The organism is Photorhabdus kayaii, assembly GCF_025384895.1.
GTDB classification, from domain to species: Bacteria; Pseudomonadota; Gammaproteobacteria; order Enterobacterales; family Enterobacteriaceae; genus Photorhabdus; species Photorhabdus kayaii.
The window spans coordinates 14,547-34,024 of sequence record NZ_JAJAFZ010000054.1 but is presented as its reverse complement, the minus strand read 5'-3'; the positions used below and the strand labels follow the sequence as shown (position 1 = coordinate 34,024).

The 19,478-nt window shown below is 44.9% G+C and carries 25 protein-coding genes and 1 pseudogene; 2 read left to right on the top strand and 24 right to left on the bottom strand.

Annotation, left to right across the window (positions count from 1 at the left end):
• Positions 1–6: 6 nt before the first annotated feature.
• The 3 genes from LGZ98_RS17615 to atoD all read right to left on the bottom strand — a co-directional run bounded on the left by LGZ98_RS17615 (position 7) and on the right by atoD (position 2,191).
• Positions 7–165 (bottom strand): hypothetical protein, encoded by a 159-nt coding sequence (locus LGZ98_RS17615; protein ID WP_228901024.1) that lies wholly within the window; start codon positions 163–165, stop codon positions 7–9.
• A 704-nt stretch (positions 166–869) separates the two neighbouring features.
• Complete coding sequence (locus LGZ98_RS17610; protein ID WP_262978347.1) at positions 870–1,529, bottom strand: CoA transferase subunit B; 660 nt, start codon at positions 1,527–1,529, stop codon at positions 870–872.
• Positions 1,530–1,531: 2 nt separating this feature from the next.
• The gene (atoD, locus tag LGZ98_RS17605) at positions 1,532–2,191 is read right to left on the bottom strand and encodes an acetate CoA-transferase subunit alpha (protein WP_262978346.1); all 660 of its coding nucleotides are present in this window, start codon (positions 2,189–2,191) and stop codon (positions 1,532–1,534) included.
• Between the two features lie 232 nt (positions 2,192–2,423).
• Here atoD and LGZ98_RS17600 point away from each other — a divergent pair, with 232 nt between their 5' ends.
• Complete coding sequence (locus LGZ98_RS17600; protein ID WP_262978345.1) at positions 2,424–2,633, top strand: hypothetical protein; 210 nt, start codon at positions 2,424–2,426, stop codon at positions 2,631–2,633.
• 244 nt (positions 2,634–2,877) lie between these two features.
• Positions 2,878–3,093, top strand: coding sequence for a transcription antiterminator/RNA stability regulator CspE (gene cspE, locus LGZ98_RS17595; RefSeq protein WP_112879015.1), 216 nt, complete (start codon positions 2,878–2,880; stop codon positions 3,091–3,093).
• A gap of 233 nt (positions 3,094–3,326) precedes the next feature.
• Here the strand turns inward: cspE and LGZ98_RS17590 are convergent, their stop codons facing one another.
• The 21 genes and pseudogenes from LGZ98_RS17590 to LGZ98_RS17490 form a co-directional block, all read right to left on the bottom strand.
• Positions 3,327–3,719: a CesT family type III secretion system chaperone gene (locus LGZ98_RS17590; protein ID WP_113040869.1), complete on the bottom strand. Its 393-nt coding sequence runs from the start codon at positions 3,717–3,719 to the stop codon at positions 3,327–3,329.
• Positions 3,716–4,408: pseudogene (locus LGZ98_RS17585) on the bottom strand (YopT-type cysteine protease domain-containing protein). Before LGZ98_RS17585 ends, LGZ98_RS17590 begins: the two are co-directional and overlap by 4 nt.
• A 398-nt stretch (positions 4,409–4,806) precedes the next feature.
• Positions 4,807–5,424 carry an HrpE/YscL family type III secretion apparatus protein gene (locus tag LGZ98_RS17580; protein WP_113040870.1) on the bottom strand — a complete coding sequence of 206 codons (618 nt, stop codon included), beginning with the start codon at positions 5,422–5,424 and terminating at the stop codon, positions 4,807–4,809.
• Positions 5,403–6,029: a Yop proteins translocation protein K gene (locus tag LGZ98_RS17575; protein ID WP_113040871.1), complete on the bottom strand. Its 627-nt coding sequence runs from the start codon at positions 6,027–6,029 to the stop codon at positions 5,403–5,405. Before LGZ98_RS17575 ends, LGZ98_RS17580 begins: the two co-directional genes overlap by 22 nt.
• The gene (sctJ, locus tag LGZ98_RS17570; RefSeq protein WP_271859315.1) at positions 6,030–6,767 is read right to left on the bottom strand and encodes a type III secretion system inner membrane ring lipoprotein SctJ; all 738 of its coding nucleotides are present in this window, start codon (positions 6,765–6,767) and stop codon (positions 6,030–6,032) included.
• Positions 6,768–6,773: 6 nt separating this feature from the next.
• Positions 6,774–7,112 (bottom strand): type III secretion system inner rod subunit SctI, encoded by a 339-nt coding sequence (gene sctI / locus LGZ98_RS17565; RefSeq protein ID WP_113040873.1) that lies wholly within the window; start codon positions 7,110–7,112, stop codon positions 6,774–6,776.
• A 75-nt stretch (positions 7,113–7,187) separates the two neighbouring features.
• On the bottom strand, positions 7,188–7,754 hold the full coding sequence (locus LGZ98_RS17560) for a YopR family T3SS polymerization control protein (RefSeq protein ID WP_262978344.1): 567 nt from the start codon (positions 7,752–7,754) through the stop codon (positions 7,188–7,190).
• The gene (locus LGZ98_RS17555; RefSeq protein ID WP_262978343.1) at positions 7,747–8,100 is read right to left on the bottom strand and encodes a YscG family type III secretion system chaperone; all 354 of its coding nucleotides are present in this window, start codon (positions 8,098–8,100) and stop codon (positions 7,747–7,749) included. Before LGZ98_RS17555 ends, LGZ98_RS17560 begins: the two co-directional genes overlap by 8 nt.
• Before the next feature lie 2 nt (positions 8,101–8,102).
• The gene (gene sctF, locus LGZ98_RS17550) at positions 8,103–8,357 is read right to left on the bottom strand and encodes a type III secretion system needle filament subunit SctF (protein ID WP_262978342.1); all 255 of its coding nucleotides are present in this window, start codon (positions 8,355–8,357) and stop codon (positions 8,103–8,105) included.
• Positions 8,311–8,562 (bottom strand): EscE/YscE/SsaE family type III secretion system needle protein co-chaperone, encoded by a 252-nt coding sequence (locus LGZ98_RS17545; RefSeq protein WP_262978341.1) that lies wholly within the window; start codon positions 8,560–8,562, stop codon positions 8,311–8,313. Before LGZ98_RS17545 ends, sctF begins: the two co-directional genes overlap by 47 nt.
• Positions 8,559–9,827 carry a type III secretion system inner membrane ring subunit SctD gene (gene sctD, locus LGZ98_RS17540; RefSeq protein WP_271865589.1) on the bottom strand — a complete coding sequence of 423 codons (1,269 nt, stop codon included), beginning with the start codon at positions 9,825–9,827 and terminating at the stop codon, positions 8,559–8,561. Before sctD ends, LGZ98_RS17545 begins: the two co-directional genes overlap by 4 nt.
• Complete coding sequence (sctC, locus tag LGZ98_RS17535) at positions 9,824–11,674, bottom strand: type III secretion system outer membrane ring subunit SctC (RefSeq protein ID WP_390904703.1); 1,851 nt, start codon at positions 11,672–11,674, stop codon at positions 9,824–9,826. The genes sctD and sctC overlap by 4 nt, the downstream gene beginning before the upstream one ends.
• A complete protein-coding gene (locus tag LGZ98_RS17530) occupies positions 11,662–12,084 on the bottom strand; it encodes a YscB family type III secretion system chaperone (RefSeq protein WP_113040879.1) in 423 nt (140 codons plus the stop codon). Before LGZ98_RS17530 ends, sctC begins: the two co-directional genes overlap by 13 nt.
• Positions 12,085–12,098: 14 nt before the next feature.
• Complete coding sequence (locus LGZ98_RS17525; protein ID WP_262978339.1) at positions 12,099–12,932, bottom strand: T3SS regulon anti-activator ExsD domain-containing protein; 834 nt, start codon at positions 12,930–12,932, stop codon at positions 12,099–12,101.
• Positions 12,933–13,046: 114 nt separating this feature from the next.
• Entirely contained in the window at positions 13,047–13,865 is an 819-nt protein-coding gene (locus tag LGZ98_RS17520) for a helix-turn-helix transcriptional regulator (protein WP_112879028.1), read from the bottom strand.
• 751 nt (positions 13,866–14,616) lie between these two features.
• Positions 14,617–15,672, bottom strand: a complete 1,056-nt coding sequence (gene sctU / locus LGZ98_RS17515) for a type III secretion system export apparatus subunit SctU (protein WP_262978338.1) — start codon at positions 15,670–15,672, stop codon at positions 14,617–14,619.
• A complete protein-coding gene (gene sctT / locus LGZ98_RS17510; RefSeq protein ID WP_113040882.1) occupies positions 15,669–16,457 on the bottom strand; it encodes a type III secretion system export apparatus subunit SctT in 789 nt (262 codons plus the stop codon). Before sctT ends, sctU begins: the two co-directional genes overlap by 4 nt.
• A complete protein-coding gene (gene sctS / locus LGZ98_RS17505; RefSeq protein WP_112879031.1) occupies positions 16,454–16,720 on the bottom strand; it encodes a type III secretion system export apparatus subunit SctS in 267 nt (88 codons plus the stop codon). Before sctS ends, sctT begins: the two co-directional genes overlap by 4 nt.
• A gap of 2 nt (positions 16,721–16,722) precedes the next feature.
• Positions 16,723–17,376 (bottom strand): type III secretion system export apparatus subunit SctR, encoded by a 654-nt coding sequence (gene sctR / locus LGZ98_RS17500; RefSeq protein ID WP_112879032.1) that lies wholly within the window; start codon positions 17,374–17,376, stop codon positions 16,723–16,725.
• Positions 17,373–18,302 carry a type III secretion system cytoplasmic ring protein SctQ gene (gene sctQ, locus LGZ98_RS17495; RefSeq protein WP_262978337.1) on the bottom strand — a complete coding sequence of 310 codons (930 nt, stop codon included), beginning with the start codon at positions 18,300–18,302 and terminating at the stop codon, positions 17,373–17,375. Before sctQ ends, sctR begins: the two co-directional genes overlap by 4 nt.
• Positions 18,299–19,477: a type III secretion system needle length determinant gene (locus LGZ98_RS17490; protein ID WP_262978336.1), complete on the bottom strand. Its 1,179-nt coding sequence runs from the start codon at positions 19,475–19,477 to the stop codon at positions 18,299–18,301. The genes sctQ and LGZ98_RS17490 overlap by 4 nt, the downstream gene beginning before the upstream one ends.
• Position 19,478 lies beyond the last annotated feature (1 nt).

Below are 19,478 nucleotides of genomic sequence, written 5' to 3'. Positions count from 1 at the left end.
AGGCTCTTAAGTATAGTCGCATAGGAAATCGAAAGTATCTTTTTTATATGCATGCTGATGAATATATAAATCACTACCGGTAGGATCGTAATCAATTTTATTTAATGCTAAAAAGAGATCCTGTTTTTCTTGCATAGTTAATTGAAATATATTTTGGTAATCCATTTATATTCTCTTTGAAAAATAATAATGTTAGTTAACCCTAAAAGTAGGAATATATTACATATATTATTCTTCTTTAAAACCAAAATTAACAAATAGTGTGATTTGAATCACCCAAAATAAAATGATTATATTTGATTTTTTAAATCTTAAGGTGTGATAAAAATCATCTTTTTAATAGGTGATGATCACTGTAGCTAGATAGTCTAAAGATTAAGTGCGATGTATTAATGGAAAAATAAATTAATTTATCTCTAGCTCTATAATTGAAAAAACTATAAAAATTGTGTGCTTACATGAATGCGCCTAGATTAAATTGGCTGATATGACTACAATTATATGTTAACTGTTTCGTTAAATAAGAATGCTAAGATCCTTCTTATAAAAACACCTATACAAATTTATGATAATTCAATGAGTATTTATTATAATTATTCTATGCTTTATCTAGAATAAAGAGACAGTTCTTGAAGGATTATTACTTCATTTTATTAATATTTGAGTGGCTATTTGTTTTAATTACAGTAATTACAATATCTTCAAATTTCTTGATGTGATTATTGATAATGATGATGAGTTATCGGGTTTATGAGCAGTGATAATAATGAGCAGATTCCAGCAGCCATTGCCTCACATCTGAGCTGTCTAGATTAGTGGAACGGTAGGATAGTACTGATAAAATCAGCTAATGATACTGCTAATTAGGCTTATTTCTTCTGTATCGGAATAGGCATGATTTTGAGATCATGCGCGATACTAAATTCTGCTTCGGTTTTTTCCCGCAGAGTCTCTAATGTGACATTTGGCGCATGTTCTTTCAGAATTAACTGGCCTTGTTCAAAGCAGAAGACGCCTAATTCAGTGACAATCATGTTGACTTTGTTGATGGCGGTAAGTGGCAGAGTACACTGCTTGAGGATTTTTGCTGAACCGTCTTTGGTGCAATGTTTCATTGCAATGATGACTTTACGTGCGCCAGTGACAAGATCCATTGCTCCTCCCATACCAAGGACCATTTTCCCCGGTATCATCCAACTGGCTAGGTTGGCATGCTGGTCAACTTGCAGACCTCCCAGAATACAGGTACTTACGTGACCGCCTCGAATAAGGGCAAAAGAGAGGGCGCTGTCAAATATGGCAGAGCCGGGCAAGATGCCACAGGGGTTTCCGCCAGCATTGACCAGATTGGGATCTACTTCTGTAATAGGTCCAAGGCCCAATATGCCGTTTTCTGATTGGAGAGTAATATGAATGTGATCAGGCAGATAGTTCGGGACTTGCGTGGGAATACCGATGCCAAGATTAACAACATCGCCGTCTTGTAGTTCGAGAACAGCACGGTGGGCAATAACTTGTTGAGCATTCATTATTAATTTTCTCCTGGATAAACGATGTAGTCGATCAATGCGCCAGGTGTTATCACGCAGTCCGGTGCGATTTCACCTACTTCAACCAGCCTATCGGGTTCGGCAAGCGTGATGTCCGCTGCCAGGGCGATTACTGGGTTAAAATTTCGGGCACTGAGTTGGTAGGTGAGGTTGCCATGATGATCGGCAAGATGAGCTTGAATTAGTGCCAGATCAGCGCGTAGCGGGAGTTCCAACAAATAGTCTGTTCCATTGACGGTGATTTTTTGTTTTCCCTCTTCTACAACAGTACCTACCCCGGTTGGGGTTAGGAATCCGCCCAGACCGGCTCCGCCGCAGCGAATACGTTCGATCAACGTACCCAAAGGAACCAGTTCTACTTCTATTTCTCCAGCAAGCATTTTGCGTCCGGTTTCCGGGTTAGTGCCAATATGTGAGGTGATAACTTTTTTCACCCTGTTATTAACCACAAGGGGGCCTATGCCGGTGTCGAGACGGCCAGTATCGTTAGCAATGATGGTCAGATCTTTGACACCGGAGTTCAGCAATGCGGTGATTAAGTGAGGTGGTGTGCCTACGCCCATGAAACCGCCAGCCATAATGGTCATACCGTCATAAAAATGTGCTATAACTTGTTGTGTGCTAATGAGTTTATTTTTCATATTAATTCCCTATATATGATATATGGATATAAGCGCTTATTTTAAGTTTAGCAATAGGTATGCCAACCACAGGATTTAAATAAGAATATTTTATAATTAACTGAAATTTAATTAATTCTACTTATTGGGTTGAGAAAAGTGTGTTCAGGTTTATACGAGCAATAAATAAGCGGCGTGCAAAATCTTGCACAGGTGTGCACGTTTTGTTTCGCTATTGATAGGGGGAAAGGCGGTGATTGGGAGTATAGAAAGTGTTGCCGAATGGGGGAAAATGGGTAAGTGTGAGGGGCTTCTAATGGGTTTGATTCACTTTAGCCTTATAGGTGTAGGGATGATTTGGTTAATACCGAGAGATACGGCATTGTATTTTTATAATTTAGCTAGTTATGGCTATGATAAAGCTATGCAATATGAGCAAAGCAGCAATTTTAGGAAAAGGTAAACACCACATAGGAAAAAATAAATGAAATTAAAAGTTGCTAATGACCAATCAATGTGATTTAATAGCGTCACTGGTTTGGAAGTACAGACCTATTTATGAAAAGAAAGTTAAAGCAGTTCACCATTTAGCGTTATCCCCGATACCACTTCATTGCGAATTCCTTATAATTAGTATCCATAAGTAAAACTGAAAAACAGACCTAATAACGCCTTATGGCAACTTAATAAAATTAAAGGAAAATTCTATGTCTAATGCAATGACTGGTTCAGTAAAATGGTTTAACAACGATAAAGGTTTTGGCTTTATTTCCCCAAAAGATGGAAGTAAAGATGTTTTTGTTCATTATTCTGCAATTCAGAGTAATAATTTCAAAACACTGGAAGAAGGTCAGGAAGTTTCATTCTCTGTTGAGAGTGGTGCTAAAGGCCCATCCGCAGCAAATGTTATCGTATTATCTTAATTTAACTTGACTGCTTAAATCTATTAGCAACTTTACGATAGCGATGAAGGTAATATCCTGAGTAGTTAAAGTTGTTAATCAGTAAAAAACCGCTTAATTGCGGTTTTTTTGCATGGCGGTAACAGTATTTTGTTTAACTCTTTGTTTGATTATTTCGCCTTGGCAGTTTAAAGGGGAGCAAATATTGAAGCTCCCATTGAACTTATATTCCGGTGGTGGTTTGTATTTAGCGATCAAACCCGCATCAAGGAAGGCGGCAGATTTTTAGGCTGTTGGGTTGTGTTAGGTGTCAGGCGCTGCTCAATATCATCAATAAAGCGCTCTAACCAAGCTTGTAGTTCCGCTACATCTACTCCGGCCAAGGGGCGTTGTGACCACAAAATGGCTTGTCCATCCAAATCACTTTGGACGTGAGCCGGCCAATGTTGCCCAAAAAGATTGTTGGCATGACTGACTTCGGGCCCTAATTCGCAGAACAACTGTAGCCAGTTGTCGTGATAACAACCAATCAATACCTGAAAACGTCCATCGACTTCTAAAGTGTAGATACCATCGTCGGTAGGGGATGCGGGCACTCCGAGTTTAGAAAACAGCGCTTCTATAAGCTGGTGATAGTCGTGTGTCATCGTGTTTTAGACTCGAAGTTGGAAACGTAGAAATTTTGTCCCAGCCCAATTTCCTTGTTGTACATGGATTTGGACCAGAAATCTTGAGAGAACCAGTTGGAGAATGAGGTTTTATCCGGGAAGTTGAACTCGCCGAAGTTAGGATCGAAGAAGGTAACACCTTTCTGGTCATCGACATAGGCGGCTACGGTGTGCCCGGCCATCTGCCCTTCAAAACTGATCTTCTTGTAGCCTGATCCCTTATTACCTGTATCCAGGATAGCGTTTAATAGATCTTTTGTGCCTTTGCTGCCAGTTTCGCCGTTTGTATCAAGTTGGCTTCGTGGTTGGACGCCGTTCTCACTAAGCTAGGATTCGGTTATTTGACTTTGTTCGGCATAGGGGTCCAGGCCATCCATCTGTAATTGCTTAATGGAAACCAGAGAGTCGATATGGAATTGACCTTTCTGGCCGCCTACGTAGAGCTGATCGAAGACACTTTCACCTTTGGCATGGGCACTTATCCAATGGGCTGATATGGATTCACAAACCCCGCCGGAGGTGTCTTGATGTTTCATGATTTGGTCCAGAAAGGCACCTTTGGTCTGGGCAAACTTGAAGGTGACTTCGCCGCCATGCTTACTCGCAGAATCCCGAACGCTCCCTAGTTTAGTGCTCACCGCAAAGTGGACAATTCGGTCCTTTATCATGCTGAACGAGAAGCGGCTCTCTTGATTCTTTTTGCCATCGGTGGTCAGTTGGCGATCAAGCATAGAGTGGCCCGGTAGATTGCGTTGAATCGCCGCTGAGAGGCGCTCTAACAACCCTGGTCTGGGTGAAGAGACTTTCAAGGATTTACCCGACAGTTCACCCTGTGGTTGATTAACGGCTGTGGTATCGAGCTGTTGGGTAGGAAATATTCTTTGGTGATTAATACCTGAAATGGGAGACAATGGTCACTCCTTAAGTGGTTTTTTTGAGATATACGCTTGGATATTAGGTAAAGTGAATCATAATGTTTTGTCGAAATAGAGAATATTAATAACGGCAGAAGAAATTTTCACTTTCCGTCGAAAACCGGTTATCTCTTTGAGGCGTGATGGTGTCGTCAACTTTGCCATTGGTTATTGATGGCTGACATCAGTGCTTCTAATTGGCTATCCAAACTGGCATCAATGATCCCGACTTCTGTTTCTAAAATACAGCCCCCTTGATCGAGACGCTCATCAGCAGTGATCTCTAAGTAGCCGATTTCAGGGAAATCTTTGTGTACCCGTGATATTTGTTCGCGAACTGTTGCGGCCTGTTCAGGATTAACGCGCAGGATAACCTGTTTTTGGTTACTGACTAATGACAGGGCCTCACGAACTACCTGTAAGGTGAGGGAAACTTGGTCATAATTCTTTAGGATTTTACGTACAGCCTGCAATACTACATTGCTCATCTGTTGCTCCACCTGCCGGTAATATTGTTGGCATTGCAACTGGGTTTGATGAATTAGGTTAGCTTGTTCTGCGCGGGCAGCATCAATGCCTGCTTGCCAACCTAACTCTTTTTGTTGCTCATACACTGCCTGCGCGTCACGTTCAATTTCTTGTGCCTGGAGCCGGGCAGCCTCAAGCAGAGATTTGGCACTGAGGCAGGTCTGATAGTCCGCTTTACGCAGTATCTGGAGCTCAGGAGACAGTTGAAGATGCTCTGTCGTTATTTTAATAAATGGTAACATTCTGTATTCACTTGCTTAGCCAATTTGAGACACAATGCTTGTGCCAACGGTCGTTCTGCCTGGCTGACAGGCCAGGCCGCGAGGTTTTCATAAGAGGGAAGCCGCAGGCTCAGGCGATTAGCGAAATCAATAGGAGGAGACTCCATCGCCGTTAGCCAGAACTGTAAGGCACTGGTACGAAAATAGTTTGCATTGATTTCTGGTGGTAATGAGCGCTGCCAGCCAGTCGGCCAGTTGCCGATAATGATGTCGAGATACTTTAAGCAGAAGCGATGTCCCTCTTTTCCTAGTGAGTCATGTAAGTGGCGAAGTTCTGTCGCCATCAGACAATGGCGGATAGCTTGCCCATGAAGTAAAGCTCCTAGCCAAGTAAGAAGTTGTTCTAAGCACGATTGCTCTAACAGGGCGATATTTCCCAATCCAGTTGGTAATTCATAATCCACATTTAGATCAAATTGGGTCAGCAGTAGCCCATTTAGCCTGGGAGAGTTTCGCCACTCAGGTAGGGAAGATAAGACTGCAAGCCATTCCGGTAATAGATGGTCAGAATGAATATAGCTGGCAGGGCAAAACCGAAATTGATAAGGCGTTAATGCGGTTACCATTTATTGCATCCTGCTTCGGTGCCACAGGAATTGCGCCAGATTACTGACAAATAACAAGGCCAACAATAGTACCAACAGCCCAATCAGACGTCCCTGTGACTCTTCAGTCACTTGGATAGAGAACAGCGTGGAGTAGCGTGGTGCCAGCGGTACCTGACGCACGCCCGCTGCGGGCACTAATACGACACTGATCCGATCATAACTCAACCCTTCAATGCTGTTATTAACCAGTTGCTTGATCTGAGGAATGTAAGTGTCGAGTTGCACGTCCGCTGCGTGCTTGATAAACACTGAGGAAGAGGCTGGCGATAGTTTTTTACCTAGTCTGTCTTGCTCTTCGGGTAAAACAACATGTACCCGTGCTACCAGCACACCATCGATCTCAGAAAGTGTTCGAGCAATCTCCTGTGCTTTGGCGAAATTAAGCCGTGCTCGCTCCTCTATTGGTGAAGAGATAAGGCCGTCTTTAGGGAAGACATCTTGTAACGAGGAAAAGTTTTCCCGTGGATATCCTTTACGCTTGAGCACCTCAACAGCTTGGGCGATATCAGACTCTTCGACTAACAGCTTGATATTGCCATCTTTGTCTGGCTGCTTATCAGAGGAAATGCCCGCTTCCCTGAGCAAGGCTAACATTTCGTTGCCTTCTTTTTGGCTAACTCCGGTGTAGAGTTCGATTTTACAGCCAGTTAGCATCAGGACAGCGAGCATAACGCAGATTATATAGTGTTTCTTCACAGCTCCTCACTGGGCTTTCATTAGGGTTTCAATGTTTTGATTGAGCCGTCCTACCGTTTTGGCAATCAGCTCTTCTTGCAGGGTGATCCGCATTAGAGACCACTGCATTTGCATCAGGCTGTTAGGATCACTACTAGGGACTGCTAGCTGTGTTTCCAAATCTTGTTTTGCCTGAGTAAGTTGCTGTCTGAGCTGACCCAATTCATTGATCAGATTGTTTTCAATCCCCTGATCTTGATTGGACATAGCGTGTTCAAAACTCGCAATATTTTCGGCACTGGCCTGATGTGTGTTAAGTTCATCCAGGCTGGTGATCAGTGTCTCGCTTATCTGTGGTAGATCCATTATTCCTCCAAATTTGAGGTAGGTTGAGTTTATTTAGGTTGTCTATCCTTGTTTCACTGTGTTGTGGCTGATCCGTTATTCTTCCAAATCGGGTTTGTGTGAGTTTCGTATTAGGTTATCCACCATACCGTTACGGGGGATCAGAGTTTTTAACTCTTGTCGGATAAGGTCACTCAGGTACTCATTGCCAGGAATAGTCTCAATCTTGCCAAGTACCTTGAGGAAAACCGTCTCCTGTTGTCGACCCGTGGGGGCGAATTCACGAACAATCTTTCTAAGTTCTGGCATATCCAGCGGTGGATTAATGGGCAATGTTAAGCCACCAAACTGCGACCATAGCTGCTCTTGTGCCGGGGCAACCAGCTTGTCCTCTAACTGAGCACGTTGGGAGGGCTGTTTATCAGGCGATAAAGCCTGATACCACTGCCATGTCACTCTGCGCTGTGTCGCTGGATCAAAATCGCCTAAAACGTTTTCTAGCGGTTCTCCCTGAAGCCAGCGTTGTTGGCGCTCTTTCAGCATTTGCTGATCCGGCATGGTTTCCAGTGCTTGCTCAAAGCTGTGCTGGTGCCTGGCGCTGACCGAAGGTTGTACCTTTGGTTGCGACACGGTGTTATGGGATGGTCCTTCAATCTTATCCATGTGCTAGCTGTTCCCGCATGCCGTCAACGAAGGAGAGTAATTGAGGATCGCCACTGCCAGCCATACGCGTCAGTCTCTGCTCCAGAGCTGATGCCAGCCCCAGACGCCACTCACACAACGCTAACCAAGGTTCCAAACTAGGCCAGGGAAGGTCCCGGCCAAAATCCAGCGCCTGTTGATATTTGCCTTGGTTCGTCAAAGAAGAGAGCCGAATCAGGTTTGCTGCTTCTTGCCCTTCCTCGCTTGACATCAGCCAGTCGGCAATAATATTGGCTTCGTTATGGCAGTGATGGCCGCTTCCAACCAGAGCAATATCTGCCAGTAGCCCTTTGAGTGAACGTGTCATGATTAGATCTTCTGTAATATTCCCTGCATCAGGTCTTTCATGGACCGGGTGACAGTAGAGTTAATGTTGTAGATGACCGACCATTTGTTAATCTTGTGTTGTAAATCAGCTAGCAAAGCAGGGTTATCAGCGCCCTTGCTGAGTTCGGTGATTGCGTCATTAACGTCTGAGTTGGCTTTGTTAGCTTGTTCACTCAACTGTGCAGCAACCTTATCGAGGGTATTGACTGTTTCTGCGGAAGTGAAAATTTGGGCCATGATGGTCTCCTTCTGTTGTGTTAAGTATTGTGATTGCAGCTTGAATGGCATCAGCCTCCAGTTGCCATTGTTGGTATTCTTGTACCGAACCGCCACGTCTCAGGCATTGTTTGATATCGTTCAGCGCCTGAGAAAGGCGATGTTGTATTTCGTTGACATAAGTGGGATCAGCACCAAACAGTCGTGCTTCCAGGGATGTCATCATGAAGCTGGGCTCCTGTTAAGTTTGACGATAAATTGTTGCTTACCCTTGGTAATAACAATCGCATCTTGACGGATGGCCTCGATTATTAAACCGTTTTCTGTGGTTGCTCCAACTGGGTAACGCAGGTTGTTTTTAAGTACCACATAGGGCACACGCCCGAGAGAAACGGCTCGGACGTCGAAATTGAGCTCATCATTGCGGGTGAGCTGCTTATTATTCAGTAATACCAGTGCCGGCTGGTTGCCGAACTCTTGCTTAAATACCTGTTGTAAGCGGTAGAAGTTATGCGTTTGGTGTTCATCCAGTTGACCTATGAACTCGATACGATCATTTTTATCCTTGTAGGTCAGCGTGTCAGGTAAATCATGTTTAGCCAATAACATATCCAGTCGCTTGAGGTGGTTACCGATGAACCGTGTCTGGTCTTCTATGCCAAGCAAACCCGGAACATCCCGTTTGAGTAGTGACTCGATATCGTTCCATTGCTGGCTGGTATCAGTGACTTCGCCTATAAGGCGGACCCAACCGGGTTGTTTACCATCGCTACTTTGGATCTGGGCATAGCCTAATTTTTGTAAAATGAAATCTACCCCCTGACGTAACTCTTCCATAGTACGTAACTCCAGCCGATAACTGAGAGTGTGGGTATCGAGATACTGTTGCAGGGCCAGCCGTTGGTGGTTGAGAGCCACATAACCTTTGAGCACCGGCGGCCCGTGATTGGGCATCATTTGTACGCTCACCTGGCGATAGGCTGAATCACTACTGAGAAAACGGCGTAGTTCTTGCTCGGCCATACCGTTGGACATGTTGCTTCTTTGCCATCCTTCATGTCCAAGCAGCGCCAGGAAACCAAGTGCCAGTACCAGACAAAGTATCAACATTCCACCAGCTACCCGGCTGCGATTTTGCCGGGCAGGACGCTGTGGTGTGACCGCTGGTTCAGCCAGTTGGTTTGGGAATGTATGTTGTTGGTCACAAAAAGCCCACAATAACGGGCCAGCCTCCTGACGGGCCAGCGCTTGCAATGTCGCACCCGGTGACAGCGGTTCGCCATTCTGACTTGGTGCGACTTCCCCGGCCCATTCCAACAGGCGAATTGAGTCTGGTTCGACTTCTAAGATCAGGTGCACAGGAGCAACATCTTCATCCACCAGAACGATATCTGCCTGTAGGGGGTCTGAGCCGATGGTTAAACGCCCCTTAGCTAAATTGACCTCAATACTTTTATTCAGTCCGCGATAAAAGCGAATTTTCCAACTCATCTATTCGCCTTATTTTGTACACGAACACACCAAGTTTCTTTCAGTGAACATTGCTGTTCAATGACTCGCCATCCGTAAGTGTTACCCATTCGGCATGAGTCTAAAAACGAGCTTTTACCTGCTTGCCGGAGCGTTTCTTGTATTTGACGAGCCGAGGATAATGGTTGGCACTGTGCACTCCCTAGAACTTTACCCAACGATAAGCTCTGATTAGAGATATCCTGTGTTGCCAGTAATCCAGGGCGTAGATCTTGTCCGTTACCAAGAGCCAGATAATGGGCTATCCCACTATCAATCAGACGTGGCTCAATAATGAATAGCCGTACTGATCGCCGAACTTGCTCACTGGTATTGCGAAACAAGACCCCCAGGTAGGGGATATCGCCTAAAAATGGCACTTTGCGTGTTATTTGACTCATTTCGTCGCGGTAGATGCCACCAATCAGCAGACTTTGCCCATGTCCAACTCTGGCAACGGTATCGACAACGGTTCGGCTGATAGTCGGGATGCCATCCTGCCCTGAGCTATTAGGTTTCTGGTTACCATCCTCAATATGCAGGTCTAAGCTGATTTCAGGAGAATCGCCTACTTGGATGACTCTGGGGATCATGCGTAGCATAGTGCCATAGGTAAGGCTTTTAAGCTCGGCAACCCGTTCGCCATTAACTTTCACGTAGTAGGTTTCATTGTTGTCAATGACTGCTTGTGTATTCTCCTGCGTTAAAAGCGTTGGGCGGGAAATCACTTGAGCGCTTCCTTTACTCTCTAGCAAGGTTATTTTGGCGAGCAGGTAATCCAGGCCACGGCGATCGACCAGGCTACCTAATGCGGCTGAACCGAAGTTTTCACCTTTTTCTTTGCTCTCTCTCTTTTCCCTGGCAGAAGTTGTGATATCAATGATATGGCGAGGCCCGGTGTTGATTCCGACTTGCCAGTCAACTCCCAGTTCTGAAAGGTTGTTTGCATCGATGTCTACGATGGAAAGGGCAACTTCAATCCGGGCGGAGGGTTTATCCAGTGCGTTGATCAAATGGGCGTACATGGACATCCTTTCCGGGTTATCCCGTACAATGATGGCATTTAGGGAGGGTTCTGCTTGTACGACCGCACGGCTTGAGTAGCTTTCTCCCATAGAAGAAGATGCTTCACCAGTAACAGCGGTCACATTGGTATCACTGAGCAGGCGGGAGAGAATGGTGGCTATGCCCGGCGCCTCAATACTGGTATCACGATACTGGATCTTGCGATCAACCACTGAGGCGTATTTGAGCGGGAAAATTTCCACTGTCAAGGCGCCTGTTTTTTCGCTACGCAGCAATGACTGCTGTTCCAGTGCGGATGTAGTCTGATCAACCAGTTCAAGATAACGAGGAGGGCCTGATACGTAAACCAGTTGGTTGCCTGGATCAGGACGCCAGCCAAAGCGTGGCTCCCAAATACCGGAACGTTTTAGGGCTTGCTGTAACTCCGTTGCATTGGTTCGTTCAAGTTTAAGCAGGCGCGATTGTATTTCACTGTTTTTGAATACATAAAGCACACTCCCGTCGTAGTACCAGACCAGATTATAGAGTGAGGATAAATGTTGCAGGAATTCCTGAGGAGTGTCCTGCTCAAAATGGCCGTTAACTTGATCGGTCACCTTGTCGCTGACAACCACTGATGCTTCATAGTTGGCACCGAAATTAACTAGTACATCCCGCAAGCTTTCTCCTTTTGCCAGATAGTTATAAGGCGCAGGAAACCAATCCAGATCTTGGCTATAAGCAGAAGGGAGCACCACACCGCTGATACTCAACGACAACAGTAGGGAACGGCATAGCTTTTGGAATGGTTTCATGGTTGCCATATTGCCTGTTTCCATTGAGGGGCGGATTGGGTTTCCGACAATAAAGCCATGACTTGTTCCAGTAGATCGACATGCAGAGTTAGCATCTGTTCCAGTATTTGAATATCCAAACTATCAAGGTCAAGGCGTGCTTCCAGAATAAGATTCTCTGATTCATCTAAGGTCAGTGCATGGGGAGCATGACGTCCCCAGCGCGTAACTTGTTGCAATAGTGTTTTCAGTAATTCAGCGCCTGACGGATCTTTTGGGTTATGGCGCCAGCTTAGCGGGCTGGATAACACAAGTTCAGTTCCCTGTTGGCGAAAAAACAGGTTGTAGTTATCAATGTGCAAATGGTAATGCCCTTGTCTATCGGAAACAAAAGGCTTCTGGCCTAAGCGGCTGGCCAAATGATTGAGTAGAATTTGCATGTTTCCTCTAATAATTAGGTCGTCGATTGCCAGTAAAAATTGTCCTGTGGCAGGCACAGAAAATGGGCACAAAGCCATTTTTTCAAGTGAGTAGCTTCCTCGGTGTCATGCTCTAAAGTAGTCAACCACGCCCAACAGGATGACAGTGCTTCGGGAACCGGCATAAAAGCGGTTAGGTCGCCGCCAGTCTGGAGTGCATCTAGCCCAGTAAACCAGTTGGGCCATGCTTCGCGAGCTTGGGTTTCCGTTGTCAACAGCCGTTTTTCTAATAGTTGCTTGTGTTGATTAAGCGCTGCTTGCAAAGATGTAACCTCTTTATGATATTGTTCCCGGCATTGAGACGAGACGCTTTCGGCTTGCTGCCAAAAATGCGCTTTAGCATGCAGTTGCCGTTCTTGGATCTGTAACTGATCAAATTCAGTGAGCCAGAAGTCTATTTCTGGTTCCAACAAACGGAGCCACCAGTCAAATAGCGGCTGTAATACCCAGTGCTGTAAAAGATGTTTGTCAGCTAGGTTTATGCGGTCACCCAGCACCTTATTCCAGTCACATTCCGGTTCTGCCGCCGCTCTAATGAGCTGTTGTAGGTCATCACGCCGCAAAGCTTGCCCGCAATTTAACCGTCTACGAAACCAGACAGACTTCATCAAGCTTTCCAGCAGATGTCTGGGTAGCAAACGTTGTAATAAAATAAACTGTTGGCTATTGATAATGTCTCTATTCTGATACTGAATAGCCGATGATTTTCCGAGTAATTGATCCCGGCGTGGAATTCCCGACTGCGTGACAGAGATCTTGCGGCCGAGAAACATGCTGGTTCGAGTCTGATTATGGTCTTGCTGGCTCATGCTATGCTCATCTTGCTGCTAGTCACTCTTGTCGATTAAATTAGGGATGGCCTTATTTTATCTGTCAGGCCAACGGTTAACTTGTAAAAAACGTCAGATTATTTTAGCCAATCGTTACTCTTTGCCATACCTGGCTCGACTGGGCGTGCAATTAAAGCGTCTCCGATAGCTTTGAGTAAAGTAGGATTGGCTGGAAAATCCTGCTTCCATCGAGATATTAACAATACTCATCTCGCTATTGAGTAGTAGCTGATGTGCATAAAGAATACGGCGTTCACTGATCCAAGCGCGTGGTGATATTCCGTATACCGAACGGAACAGCTCCTTGAAGGTGGTTAATCCCATACCAAATTCTTTAGCGAATTCACTGAGTTTCCACTCCTTAAGGTAGTGATTTTCCATAAAACTCTGTAAACGTTCCACTTGGCGATTGCTCAATTGTCGTAATACTGACATGAGCAAAGTACCTTGTTCTCCAAATGCTAATAACAATAGCAGTTCTTCTGTTCTGAGTTGACCCAGCGCTGTAGGATAATCATGAGCTAATAGATCGACCAACCCATTTATACTTTGAGATAACAGAGGGGATGAGGTAAATGCAATTAATTCGGGTGTTGACATGTTGTGCCGCTCGACTTCACTGAGCAGAGTACCAAAGCGTTGCAGAAACCCGTGGAGGAAAGTCGTACTCAGAGGCAACCAGAGTAGTTTGCAAGTATCACTACGCGTTTTTGCTGCATAACTGCCACGACGAACAAAAAGCAGCTCATTGTGGGAGATATCGTAGGTATTGGTGCTGTCCTGCCATGTCATTTCACCTTCGAGCAGGATATATATCCCTTCTTGGGGGTGCTCTATAACGTTAAAGGCAGGCATGCTACGCTGGAGTAGCGAGATATCCATTCCCTTCCCTGATGTTGTGATGCCGTTCATTCTATTGTCCTGGATCTGTTGGTGTTATGTTTTAAAAATACAAATCACATTATTATTAATAGATATTTTCTTTGGTTTCGCTGCCTGGAATAGACAGTGAAGAATAATTTTACGTATTTAACCTGATGGTTAACTATAGCATCTTTTAATTAAAATGATTTTTGCTAGTGAGCCTATAATGTTCTTTGGTTCGAATACTCTATTATTCTCACGTTTTATAAACGTTTTATAAACGAAGAGTGAAAAGGGATCAGTTTTTTGCACGATAACGATTGCTTATAAATTTTGCGCCCTTAGTTATAAACTGAGTCTTTTGTCTTGATTGATATTGATATTGATAGTTATCTCCTTTCATTCAGGAAATCTATTAGTGATTCATAATACGTTAGTAATTGTAATGAATGATAGCTAGAGTAATATTAACGAATTAGCAGGTGTAGAAATCAGCGCAAAGTGAAATCCAAATAGCTACGTGTAATATAAATCACTTAATAATTAATTCAATCTGGTTTCAACTATTTGATCAATCGATAAAAACAAAAAATCCACTCAACCTAATTGGATTGTTTATTATAATATTGTTTAAGCAATGTTAGGTTATTAGCAGTAATTTTTATTTATATTAAATTTGTTGTTATTATGTAATTAAATCGTATTTCGTTTGCAATTGAGCATTGGCAAGGTATGTTAAATGCCAATGCTCAGTTCATATATGCAGTTTGACTGTCAAAAAGTGCTGTTTGAGGACAGGTTACAGCTCCGGCGGGCGATCTTGCCACTGTTCTAGCCAGCGCAAAACTTCTGCGGTAGCTTGGATAAGATCAGCAGGAATATATTGGTCTATCAGGCCATCTTGATAAAGCGCTCGGGCCAGCGGAATGCGTTGTAACACCGGAATACCTTCCTCTTCAGCAATACGTCGAACTTGCAGGGCCTGCGCATTGGTGAACTTGAGTGTAATAAGGGGTAACGGTGTTTCGCCTTTTTTGTAACGGATACCTACCGCAATGTGAGTTGGGTTGGCGACGATAACTGATGAATTCTTAACGCTAGCGCGCATATTGCTTGATTGTAATTCTTGATGAAATTGACGTCGTTTGCTTTTGATCTCTGGGCTGCCTTCACTTTCTTTATATTCCCGTTTGATCTCGTCTTTACTCATTCTAAGCTGCTTAATATGTTGGTAGTGTTCGAAGGTATAATCGGCAATAGAAATCACAATAAGCCCCATGCCGCATACGGTCATTAGCTGGGTTAACATTATGCCGAGTACAGGAACAATACATCTTGTTCCACATTCTGGCAGGCGCAGTAGTGCTTGTAGATTGCCTGCCAGAGTAATCCAAACCAAGGTGCAGAGCAGTCCTACTTTAAGTATCGATTTGATGAATTCCACCAGACTCTTGATAGAGAAGATTCTCTTAGCACCTTCAACAGGGTTGATCTTTTTAATATCAGGTTTGATGGAGTGTCCACTAAGTAGAAAACCGTATTGAGCGAAGTGTGATGCCAGCGATAGCAAAACGGAAACGCTTAGAATTGGCAGGCAGAGGTAGACCAGCTCTTGCATTAAGTTTTCAACCACATGGTTGAAGGCTTGGGGAAAGGGTTTCTCCAGCAGATTAGCCGGGATTAGCATCAGTTTACCCAGATGTTCCAAATAGTATTCAGACATGACCATTATCATGCCGATTAGCCCCAATATTAAGGAAGTGGAGACGACTTCGTTACTTTTGGTTACCTGGCCTTTCTTCCGAGCGTCTCTAAGTTTCTTGGGGGTAGGTTTTTCAGTCTTTTCTCCACTCATGGTGCCTCCAGAATAGGGATTAACATGCGCACTGGGGAGAGAATTAACAGCACTTTATCATAGGCATGGTGCATCAATAATCGGATATAGATAACCAGTAACAGGCTGGCAATTGCACTTTTGATCGGCATTGCTAACACGAAAACGTTGAGAGAGGGAGCAAAACGGCTAATCAGTGCCAGCCCGAACTCTGCCAGAAACATGGCAATTAGCAAAGGAGCAGCCATTAAAGCGCAGAGCTGTAGTAGATAGCTAAACTGCCCATAGAAAAAGTGGAGCCACTGGTTGGTAATTTGGGGAAAAAACTGCGTTACCGGCCAACTGTTATAACTTTGAAATAGGGCGCCAAGCAGACCAAGAAAAGCGCCGCCGGAGAAAAAGAGTGTTATCAAAGTTTGAGTCAATAATAGACCCGTGGGTGAGGTTTGACTTCCCAGGGAAGGGTTAAGCACTGAAGCCATTGTTGCTCCCCGTTGGTTATCTATAATAAAACCAGTGGCTTCCATCGCCCAAAATGGGATAGAGGCGATAAAGCCGATGAGCAGACCAAGCAGGACTTCCTTACCGAGCAACAGCGTCAATTCCAGACTACCTAATGTGGGCAACTGACTGCCTGCTACTGTTGGGTAAGCATAAAGGGCCAGTGAGCAGACCACGCTGTTGCGGATTAACCCACCACCTAGCATCTGTTTGCTGAGCACAGGAAATATCACAAAGCAACTCATAATGCGTGGTAACAACAGGGTATAAGCAAGCATTTGTTGCTGGAGCTCTGGTAGGGTCATTTGATTAGCGGCACCTTAAGAAAGGTCATGTTGGCAAAGCTATAGAGTTCGTTGCCAAGCCAGGTAGCTGTAGCGAATAGAGTAATGATGACCGCAATTAATTTGATGACAAAACCAAGTGTTTGTTCTTGTATTTGAGTGAGCGCTTGGATCAATGAAACCAATGTTCCTACTGCCGCAGCCATGAGTACAGGCGGCAGGGAAAGGATTAACACTAACCAGAGAGATTGGCTGGTGAAATGCAAAATATCAGCATTACTCATGTTCAATCTCCATAACTGATAACAAGGCCGTGTGTCAGGCGTGTCCAGCCATCAAGCAGGACAAATAACAGTAGTTTGAAAGGAAGTGAGATAGTCATTGGAGAAACCATCATCATCCCCATTGCCAGCAGAATGTTAGAAATAATGAGATCGATTGCAATAAATGGTAGATAAAGAAGAAACCCAATTTCAAAAGCTCGGGTTAATTCACTGACGGTAAAGGCAGGTAACAGTATCAATAGGCTGTCTGGTTCTAGCCGATCTGCATACTGGCTTGGCCAAATTTGTCGGGTACTATCGATAAAGAAAGTGCGTTCACTGGGTTTAATATGTTGTTTGAGAAAATTCCGGTAAGGTGTCAGGCCCTCTTCCACAAATTTATCTACTGATTGCGCATTGCTGAATGAAACTTCATTTTGACGCAGGTAATCTTGAGTGGCGAAACCCACTGGAGCCATCACATAGATAGTAAGGATAATTGCCAATCCGTACATAGCCATGTTGGGTGGGATCTGTTGTACGCCCAATGCGTTACGCAGTAAGGAAAACACCACAGACAGTTTGAGAAAAGAGGTCGCCATCACGGCAATAAAGGGAAGCAGAGCTAGCAAGGCCAGACCGATGATGAGATCCAATTCGTTTGGTAGCTGGATCATGGTTGCTTCTCCACGGAGAGATGTTCAACTCTTACTCCCAGACGCCCTTCAATATCCACCAATCGCCCTGAACCTAGGCATTTCTGATTGACGAGAATACGTACCTCACCATCTGAAGGAACACCAAGATCGAGTAATGAGCCGGGTTGCAGGCTGGTGAGTATCTGTAGATCTAGAGTCTGACGGCCCACTTCGAAACTGACATGAACCTCCAGTTCGTTTAAGTCTGTTACTGGCAGAGCGTTGTCAGAACTATCAGGAGAGGGTGTGTGCATAGTGATTAACTCCAATTTATGGTCATGGGATTTAAAGTAGGCCCAAGGGCGTCCTTCCAGATACGCTAATAAAGGGTCATCTGGTTGTTGCTGTGGGGGCAGTAGCAGCACATCCCCTGATTCCAGAGTACGAAACACATCTAAAGTCAGGATTATTGCTCCCCATTGCAGAGAAAGTCGTAATGGAATAGGCAGGCATTCTCCAGGTTGACGTTCTGGCAATATGGCAATTAAGGGGGATGGCTCTGGTGACCAGAGCGGCAATGTGGCCCCTGGCCGTTCAAGGCGTAGTCGTAAGCAAGCTGACAAAGGACGTTCTGACGTGGTACTCAGTGCTGACCATGACAAAGTGGGTAGCACTTTGCTTTGATATTCCAGTAGTGCCAACAGCAGATCTTGAGGGAGTGATGTGAGGTCTGCTTGTTGTAGATCAGGTGCGAGCCACAGCGCTAACTCGGCTGCATGGCAGTACAAGGAGAAGGTTTGTCCCTGCCAATGGGCGATCAGTTTCCTGTCTAACGTCTGAGGAGCAGAAATCACATCCAGCGAGAGAGAGTTATTATCCCAATTAAATTGTTGCTGGTGGCGACTCAGGGTCTGGTGCAGCGTTAATTCTTCCAATGAAACTTTGGATAAGGTCAGGCTATTCATGCATCTTTTTTCCATTCTTCATATACGCTGCGACGTTGACGTGATCCATGTTCATTATCCGTTTGAGACGGAAGGGAGAGTTCAACAGTTTGTGTTGGGTAAAGAAGTTGTAGACGTTCAATCAGTTCAAAGCGTGCCTGTTTCAGGAGTTGTTGAGCGGCCGGATTCGCTAAAATCTCTATTTGAAGTTTGCCATGCTCGCTGGTGAGTTGGATCTCAAGTGCTCCCAGGCTAGGAAGTGTCAGATGTAATGTCGCCGGACGTTGCTGTTGGGTTAGTTCGATACTGATCTCTACACTCAGTTTGTCGATTAACGCTTCCAAAAGGGGAGATATGGTTGAAGTTGCTTGCATCGTGGCGAGGATGCGCTCCCCCGGCAAGAGCTGCGTTTGTGGGAAGAAAGGTGTTTTCCCGTCTGATCCACCAGAGTAAGAGGATTGAGAGTCGGACTCTTTTGGCTTTAATACCAACAAATGGGATGTTTCGATTTCATCCAGTGTTTTTCCTTCCGCAGGGTTGATTTCGTTGGCATGGCGGGCAGGTATAGGTAAAGTCGGATCTGTTTGTTGGTGAGGAATGGCACCGTGTTGTGTGTCTGGCTGAGATGGGGATCGGCCAGGTATTGTCTGCATCATTGCATGATGTGCCAGTTCATCGTTTACGTCTTGCTGAACAGGCGTCATTGCTGTGTCAGGATGAGAAGTTACCGTGATATCAACCGGTTTTAGGCCGGAATCAGTTAAGGTGTTCAGGTTTGACTGACGTGTTGGGACTTCGGGTGCTGACAGAGATTCCCTTATCTCGTTAGCGATCTCATTAAGGCGATGAGCGAGGGCCGATAAGTTTTTTTTCTGATTTTGAAGTGGCGCAGGCATGTCATGGCCTGTCAATGATAAGGCTTGCTTGCGCGGATTATCAATTGCCGGTTGGGGAGAGTCGAATAGTGGAAGCTCCTCATCTGAGTCATGTGTGGCATGTTGATCCGCTGGTTTATTGTTTGTCGTCGTATTGGTTAACGGTTGTTCCGTCCGCCGTGTGGTTGACTGACGCGTGTTGGCGGCATGAGAGGTGATAGCTTGCTCGAAACGGCGTTGCAAATCTGCGTCTGCTTCTGCGGGAGACGATGTTGGGAGGGAGGATACATCTTTTTTGCCGATAGCTGTCAGTGGGTTCATA

Bases quoted from the DNA above. Each gene is read 5' to 3' on its own strand.
- LGZ98_RS17615 (WP_228901024.1), bottom strand. From the start codon at position 165: ATGGATTACCAAAATATATTTCAATTAACTATGCAAGAAAAACAGGAT.
- LGZ98_RS17610 (WP_262978347.1), bottom strand. From the start codon at position 1,529: ATGAATGCTCAACAAGTTATTGCCCACCGTGCTGTTCTCGAACTACAA.
- atoD (WP_262978346.1), bottom strand. From the start codon at position 2,191: ATGAAAAATAAACTCATTAGCACACAACAAGTTATAGCACATTTTTAT.
- cspE (WP_112879015.1), top strand. From the start codon at position 2,878: ATGTCTAATGCAATGACTGGTTCAGTAAAATGGTTTAACAACGATAAA.
- LGZ98_RS17590 (WP_113040869.1), bottom strand. From the start codon at position 3,719: ATGACACACGACTATCACCAGCTTATAGAAGCGCTGTTTTCTAAACTC.
- LGZ98_RS17580 (WP_113040870.1), bottom strand. From the start codon at position 5,424: ATGTTACCATTTATTAAAATAACGACAGAGCATCTTCAACTGTCTCCT.
- LGZ98_RS17575 (WP_113040871.1), bottom strand. From the start codon at position 6,029: ATGGTAACCGCATTAACGCCTTATCAATTTCGGTTTTGCCCTGCCAGC.
- sctI (WP_113040873.1), bottom strand. From the start codon at position 7,112: ATGGATCTACCACAGATAAGCGAGACACTGATCACCAGCCTGGATGAA.
- LGZ98_RS17560 (WP_262978344.1), bottom strand. From the start codon at position 7,754: ATGGATAAGATTGAAGGACCATCCCATAACACCGTGTCGCAACCAAAG.
- LGZ98_RS17555 (WP_262978343.1), bottom strand. From the start codon at position 8,100: ATGACACGTTCACTCAAAGGGCTACTGGCAGATATTGCTCTGGTTGGA.
- sctF (WP_262978342.1), bottom strand. From the start codon at position 8,357: ATGGCCCAAATTTTCACTTCCGCAGAAACAGTCAATACCCTCGATAAG.
- LGZ98_RS17545 (WP_262978341.1), bottom strand. From the start codon at position 8,562: ATGATGACATCCCTGGAAGCACGACTGTTTGGTGCTGATCCCACTTAT.
- sctD (WP_271865589.1), bottom strand. From the start codon at position 9,827: ATGAGTTGGAAAATTCGCTTTTATCGCGGACTGAATAAAAGTATTGAG.
- sctC (WP_390904703.1), bottom strand. From the start codon at position 11,674: ATGGCAACCATGAAACCATTCCAAAAGCTATGCCGTTCCCTACTGTTG.
- LGZ98_RS17530 (WP_113040879.1), bottom strand. From the start codon at position 12,084: ATGCAAATTCTACTCAATCATTTGGCCAGCCGCTTAGGCCAGAAGCCT.
- LGZ98_RS17525 (WP_262978339.1), bottom strand. From the start codon at position 12,932: ATGAGCCAGCAAGACCATAATCAGACTCGAACCAGCATGTTTCTCGGC.
- LGZ98_RS17520 (WP_112879028.1), bottom strand. From the start codon at position 13,865: ATGAACGGCATCACAACATCAGGGAAGGGAATGGATATCTCGCTACTC.
- sctU (WP_262978338.1), bottom strand. From the start codon at position 15,672: ATGAGTGGAGAAAAGACTGAAAAACCTACCCCCAAGAAACTTAGAGAC.
- sctT (WP_113040882.1), bottom strand. From the start codon at position 16,457: ATGACCCTACCAGAGCTCCAGCAACAAATGCTTGCTTATACCCTGTTG.
- sctS (WP_112879031.1), bottom strand. From the start codon at position 16,720: ATGAGTAATGCTGATATTTTGCATTTCACCAGCCAATCTCTCTGGTTA.
- sctR (WP_112879032.1), bottom strand. From the start codon at position 17,376: ATGATCCAGCTACCAAACGAATTGGATCTCATCATCGGTCTGGCCTTG.
- sctQ (WP_262978337.1), bottom strand. From the start codon at position 18,302: ATGAATAGCCTGACCTTATCCAAAGTTTCATTGGAAGAATTAACGCTG.
- LGZ98_RS17490 (WP_262978336.1), bottom strand. From the start codon at position 19,477: ATGAACCCACTGACAGCTATCGGCAAAAAAGATGTATCCTCCCTCCCA.